A 6,169-nucleotide genomic window follows, 5' to 3' on the forward strand; every position below is an offset into this window, starting at 1 on the left:
TAGCAAGTTTTATTTTCCGTCTCCTTTATTATTTTATGAAAATATTTTTTTCAACTTAGTCCAAAAACTATGTCCTTTTCCATCTCTTGGAGAAGTGAAATTTCTGTCTTGAATTAAATCCGTTACCTTTTTTATGTCACATCCAATTACAAATATTCGTGTTCGCCAATCGTTCAATTTATAATGGATTTTATCTGTCCAAAATTCTACTCTACGTTTTCGTAACTCCGCCAATATTTGTTCAACTTTCTGATCGCTTTTATACATTCCAATATAATTGCGGTTTGCGTGTTCATCTGCTTTAATCTTTTTTAAAGCATATTCAACAGCCGCTTTTTCGTTGGGAAAATATTCAAGTTTTTGTTTTTCTCCGCGTTCCGTATAGTTCCATTCATAAATGCCTTGGATATTTTCAAGAATATATCCTTCGTCGATAGAATTTCCATTGATACTATAGCTATTCATTGAATAGCAATTATCTTTAAGCCACTGTTCTAAGTCAGTCACCGTTTGTATTTCAGATTCCGTTTTCAAGTTTTAGAAGTATTTTCATTCCGTAATATTCTTTATTTTTTCCAGTATCGCTTTAAAATTTGCTACAACGTCCCGTATAAAAACAGTGCGGCGATTGCCGGCGATGATTTTCCGCAGGAAAATCAGACGCAGCAAGTACGCTAAGAGTTTCGATTCAAGACAGGTTTTAGCATTGTTTTTATACGTTGTTGCCTACTTTGCCGAGACGTTTGAGTAATCACGGTAGATTTGCCGTCTCGTGTTTCTTTTGAATATAAATTAAACTGTTTTACGAAATCAAAAATCTTCATAAGAGTGAGAAAGTATCAGCGTTTGAGTAAGGTTAATTATTTTTAATTATCTTGAAAATACAAATATTCTTGATTATAAATTTGCCATTTTTAATCCGTAAGGTTTTATTAATCAGTTTTATCAGTAGAGTGGAAGTCAGTTTTTAGTTTTTGCGGCTGAGTGATAGTCCGTTCTCATTTCCAGGAGAAGAGTCAGTTTTTTATTTTTCACGTCTGAGTAGAATCCGAGGCATTGTAGGCAACGTTCCCGGTTAACGAAAGTGGCGAGTAGGGAAGATCCACTTGTCCGGCGTAACGAGTTCTTTCTTATGGAAATAAAAGTAGGAAATTATCTCTCAAAAAAGCCATTTTTGTTAACCGTTGTTGTAAACTGGGCTTTTATTCTTTTTGTGTAATTAGTAAGTTTTTAATCCGCTGAAAACTGATCAGTCCGTTTTTTTTAAAAATTCACTTTTGAAAATCTATTTTTTAGAGATAGATTGGATTTAGTGAGTTTTAATTGTCCGGCGTCAACAATCTTCAAACAGATTTCAGAAATTCATGCTTTCCTAAAAAGCCATTTTTTTGCCTGGTTTACAACGTCCCGTATAAAAAATAGTGCGAGCTGGCGAGCTTGATTGTCCGCAGGACAATCAGGCGTTGCAAGCAAGCACGGACTTTCGAATTGAGACAGATTTGAGCATTTTTTTTATACAGTGTTGTAAACTGGGTTTTTTTTCCCAGCCTGGTTTTTTATCCGTTGCGATTGTCAGTCCGCCGTCTTTCCCGAAGTTCTAAAAAATTAGCTTTAAAAATCATTTTTTTGAGTGGTAAATCAGATTTTTGTCCGTCCGATTTTGTCCGATGAAAAAAGTAATTAATTAAGGTTTCAAAAACTCACCATCCAAAAATGGCATTTTTTGCCTTGTTTACAACGTCCCGGCTATCAAAAGTGGCGTGTAGGGAAGATTTCACTTTCAGTTGAACCGGCGGTTTCTTATGGAAATAAATGTAGGAAATTAGTTGTCAAAAAAGCCATTTTTGGATAGCCATTGTTAGCGGCTGGCTCATACTATATTTAATAGCCAAGGAAGATCTTCTTCTGACTTAACTCTAACCATTTCATTAGAGGTTCTATTATAATACTTTTGATTATAACCTAAAATTTTTAAAAGTGATAATTCGATATACCAAATGCATAGTTGTAAAGCTTCGTATTTAGCTCTGCTATGGATTGAACTTAATTTTTTTCTTTTTTCCTGTTGAGAATGAACTATTGCATTTCTAATTTGAACAACAGCATCTGGACCATCTAAAATTTGTGTTTCACCTTTTTGGAATTCTTCTAATTTATTAAATGCTTTTGGAATTTTATATCGGATATCTAATTGTGATATAAGTAATCTTATTTTATTCGCGGCATTTATGGATTCTGCATCCTTACCAAGAATCATTTCTTTTCTTTCTATAATCCACCAATTATATATAAGTTCTAAAGCCGTTTGAGCCATTATAATAGATCCCTCAGAAAATCCTGAATTATTATTGGCTTCAACATACCAATGTATAGCAGAAGTTAGGAAATCCCTATCTTCTTCTTTTTCCCATATTTTGCTGAAATTTTTCCAAAGACCGTCAATGCCAGCAATTGAATGAGATTGAGTCCAACTCTCTACATGTTTATATTGATCTACATAATAATTGGTGTAATCACACCATTTAGATTCTTTTTCGAATACACCAGTTATTGCTATTGCTGAAGTTCTTCTCCCATTTAAAAACGTTAAAAAAGTATTGAGACAATGGAATAGGTTTTTAGTTTCTTCAAAACTTATAGATCCTTTTTTACTTTTTAGTTCACCTCTATACATTAAAATATAGCCTCCTTTCTCAACTAATTGATTTTTTAAGTTTTCATAATCCTTTTCTTTATCAATGTTTATGATATATTTTTCATTCTCTAGTTTAATTCTACCTCTCCATAAAGTAGATCTTGAATCAATTTTTGATTTAATCACATTACCCATAAACTCTCGGAGATTAGGGACTGAAAAAAGAACTTGATCAACAGAAATAGATTTATCTCCATACACAGCATAACTTGATATAACTCCTTTTATATGGGAACCTATATGAGTTATAAAGCCCTCACCAAATTCTAAATTGTCAATAAAAACTTTTAAGTAAACCTTAGAATCAAAAATGTCGAAGAGATTGGATTTATTATCAACTGGATTACCAACAAAGTGTACACCAGAATCAGGAACCCAATGGAAAGTAATCTTACCATCTATTTTCAATTCCTTGTTCTCATCTTTTATAGTGAAGATGCCCTCATAAATAAGCAGAGGCTCATTTGCCTCCGACATTTCTATATAATTTGTTACTGAAATAGGAGTGTTTTCCTCGAATTCTTTTAATTTCTCATTCATTTAATCTGAATTTTTCTAGAGCTTGCCGCTAACGTCCCGAATAACGCAAGTTGCGGCTTGGGAACTGGAATTTGTCCGTTAAAGACTATTTTTAAAGGTAGTCAAAAATGTCATTTTTGGAAGGAATCAAGCAATTTGGGTTATTCATTGTTGCCCACAGTACTTCTATTCAAACAATGTCTTAATTGTATTCATTGATAGGAACATTTTACCGCTATCTGGAAGTTTTATAAATCCAAATTTGTCATAAAACTTTTCGGCATCTTCGTCAATCGGATCAACCACAACTGCGAATGAACCGATGCTTTTTGAAATATCATAACTTCTTCGCAAAGCATCAACCAACAATAATTTTCCTATACCTTGTCTTTGAAATCTATTATCAATTGCTAATCGTCCAAGTAGAGTAGTAGGTATTGATTTGTATGAATTCGGTAATTTTTTTTGAAATTCTGCGGGAATTAATTCTTGCGCAATACTGTTATTTGCTAAAGTGTAATACCCTTTTAATAGATCGGTTTCGTTGTCATTTAAGACAAAACAAGCGGATAATTTTCTTTTAATATCTTGATTAGCTTGTGTGTGCAGATAATTATCCAACATATCATTCCCGCAAGAAAATTCTTTTTTTCTATGTGTAGAGTTTAGGTTTTCTGTGAGTTCTTTCATTCGGACAAGTGAGCTTTATATTCACTCGCAGCATTGACAAGATTTTTATTTGCTTTTGGTGAATTCGTGATTGCATCAAAGAATATTTCGCTATCTCTTTTTGAGGCAATGATTTGCTCTTTTTCCGCAATGATTTCCTTAGCTTTTTCTTGTACTGCTAAAACCACAAAATCGGTTAAACTTCTATAGCCGCCAACTCTTGCGGCTCTTTCAAAAAAAACTTTTTGTTCTTTTGGAAGGCGAGTATCAAATCTCGCTTTTTCCTGTTTTAATTCTTTTGTTGCCATAATATTAATTTTCAACAAATGTACGCTAAAAATACGTACAGAACAAATGTGCGTACGGTTAAATTCCGTAATTGTCGGTTTTTTGTATTGTGGGCAACGTCTCGTATAAAAACAGTGCAAGCTGGCGAGTCTGATTGTCCGCAGGACAATCAGACGCAGCAAGCGAGCAATGAGTTTCGATTTGAGACAGGTTTGAGCATTGTTTTTATATGGTGTTGTGAGGCGTCTTTTTTTGTCCGCCGCAAATAGTCCTTAATTTCCCTTTTTAGCCTAATCCCTGGTAATTAGAATCGGCCAAAAGTCCGCTTAGTCACAAGCCTTAACATCCAAATCTACCAAAAAAAAGCGCCACTTGCGGCTGAGTGATGATTCTAACCCGTAGCTTTTTTTCATCCCCGAGACACCGGCCATTGCCAGTGATCTATAATCTGCCGACTGCGATCCGTAATTGATGACTCACAACGTCCCGTATAAAAACTGTGCGAGCTGGCGTGCGTGATTGTCCGCAGGACAATCCGCTAAGCAAGCGAGCAAAGACTTTCGATTCGAGAACAAATTAAGCATTGTTTTTATATGTTGTTGCCTGCTGTGTTTTTTTACAATGTGGTGTTTAGAAGGTTAATTCCTGAGTTTAAAAGCATTTTTGAAAATTCTAAACCATCTACTAACTGGATTTCGTTTTCAGCAGCTATTTTCTCGGCTTCTGTGTTAAAAGCATCTGCAGAGGTTATAACCCAAGCAATTTTATTATAGCCATCATCAATACTTTCTTTGTTCGTTTTGTAGTCCAAAATTTGATTTGTTCCCCATTCATTTATTTCACCTTTTTGAAATTTGGCTTGAATATAAATAATGAGTTTTATGTTTTCAAAGACAGCAACAATGTCAGCGTCTCCTTCCTTATCCCTTTCGTTCTTTGCTGGAATAGAAACTTGATTTGCGCCTATTGTCTTAAAATAAGATTTTACCAACTTTTCAAATTTGTCAGGATTTAATTCATTTTTAATCGTATCCAATACAATGTTAGCAGTTTTATCTACTATTATGGAATGGAGATGTATTGGTTTCTTCTCAATATAATTTGATATACTTTTCTCAATACTTTTTTTCAAATCGTTTATATCGCCGTTAGTCTGACGAATCTTCATCCTTGAGGTTAATTTGGCATCAGCATATTTTTCTCTGGATATGTTGCTGTGTATAATTTTGATCTTTCTTGCAAAACCTAAATCATAGACTTCTCCTTTCTCTGAAATAAGATGAGTTCCATCTGTTGATACTTCTTTATTTCCCCAATTTTTTAAATCAGCGGAATGGGCTTCGCCTATGAGTAATGGTCGGTCGTCAACAATTTCACAAACGAAAAAGGTTCCCCAACTCGGTACAATAACAATGTCACCCTTTTTAAAATGTAAAAATCTCCATAAGTTATGTCTTGTCCTCGGTACTTTACCCCACATCTCCTGAAATTGTTCATTGAAGTAGTTCCAGTCATCTTTAATTACTTTATCTATGAACTCTTTACAGGTAAAATCTGAAAAGCCTATTGTTAAATAACCTTTGTCAAGCAATGGATATGACAGTTCTGCCGTATGCGAAATTCTATGTAGCCAATAATTTTTCATTTCTCTGAGTAAGCGTAAAATATTTAAAAATTGAGCCGCTGTTTCAGCGGCTCAATTTTATAATTAACTTCTTTTAATCCAACTAATGCCCGAATTCTTACTTACATACAAACCTTTTGTAGTTGTTCCTAAAATTTCAGTTCCATTCTCTGTTATGTCAGTAAAATTGCCATAAGCTGAACCTGCAGATCGAGGAATCCAGGATATACCGCCATTTTTTGAAACTTCAATTAGATGTGGTTTAGTTGGACTAATTCTTATTAATTCTTTTCCTCTGTTGATCATTGTTCCCATTTAAATTGTGTGGTTTAGATTATGTGCTTACTCTTATCGGTTTTCAGCTTCCCCGTATG

Annotated in this window: 6 protein-coding genes; all 6 read right to left on the reverse strand. The window is 34.1% G+C overall.

Annotated elements, in window-relative coordinates; genetic code table 11:
- Positions 1 to 33: 33 nt before the first annotated feature.
- Positions 34 to 534 (reverse strand): hypothetical protein, encoded by a 501-nt coding sequence (locus ACQ93I_RS16900; protein ID WP_431699548.1) that lies wholly within the window; start codon positions 532 to 534, stop codon positions 34 to 36.
- 1,336 nt (positions 535 to 1,870) lie between these two features.
- Positions 1,871 to 3,235, reverse strand: coding sequence for a hypothetical protein (locus tag ACQ93I_RS16905; RefSeq protein ID WP_431699549.1), 1,365 nt, complete (start codon positions 3,233 to 3,235; stop codon positions 1,871 to 1,873).
- Between the two features lie 165 nt (positions 3,236 to 3,400).
- A complete protein-coding gene (locus ACQ93I_RS16910; RefSeq protein WP_431699550.1) occupies positions 3,401 to 3,904 on the reverse strand; it encodes a GNAT family N-acetyltransferase in 504 nt (167 codons plus the stop codon).
- Entirely contained in the window at positions 3,901 to 4,191 is a 291-nt protein-coding gene (locus tag ACQ93I_RS16915; protein ID WP_431699551.1) for a DUF1778 domain-containing protein, read from the reverse strand. Before ACQ93I_RS16915 ends, ACQ93I_RS16910 begins: the two co-directional genes overlap by 4 nt.
- A 596-nt stretch (positions 4,192 to 4,787) precedes the next feature.
- Complete coding sequence (locus ACQ93I_RS16920; RefSeq protein WP_431699552.1) at positions 4,788 to 5,816, reverse strand: restriction endonuclease; 1,029 nt, start codon at positions 5,814 to 5,816, stop codon at positions 4,788 to 4,790.
- A gap of 63 nt (positions 5,817 to 5,879) precedes the next feature.
- The gene (locus tag ACQ93I_RS16925) at positions 5,880 to 6,110 is read right to left on the reverse strand and encodes a hypothetical protein (protein ID WP_431699553.1); all 231 of its coding nucleotides are present in this window, start codon (positions 6,108 to 6,110) and stop codon (positions 5,880 to 5,882) included.
- Positions 6,111 to 6,169 lie beyond the last annotated feature (59 nt).

Origin of the sequence: Salinimicrobium sp. WS361 (genome assembly GCF_050750585.1) — a bacterium.
Taxonomy (GTDB): Bacteria; Bacteroidota; Bacteroidia; order Flavobacteriales; family Flavobacteriaceae; genus Salinimicrobium.

Excerpts from the sequence above, each read along its gene's own strand:
- ACQ93I_RS16905 (WP_431699549.1), bottom strand. The coding sequence starts at position 3,235 with ATGAATGAGAAATTAAAAGAATTCGAGGAAAACACTCCTATTTCAGTA.
- ACQ93I_RS16910 (WP_431699550.1), bottom strand. The coding sequence starts at position 3,904 with ATGAAAGAACTCACAGAAAACCTAAACTCTACACATAGAAAAAAAGAA.
- ACQ93I_RS16915 (WP_431699551.1), bottom strand. The coding sequence starts at position 4,191 with ATGGCAACAAAAGAATTAAAACAGGAAAAAGCGAGATTTGATACTCGC.
- ACQ93I_RS16920 (WP_431699552.1), bottom strand. The coding sequence starts at position 5,816 with ATGAAAAATTATTGGCTACATAGAATTTCGCATACGGCAGAACTGTCA.
- ACQ93I_RS16925 (WP_431699553.1), bottom strand. The coding sequence starts at position 6,110 with ATGGGAACAATGATCAACAGAGGAAAAGAATTAATAAGAATTAGTCCA.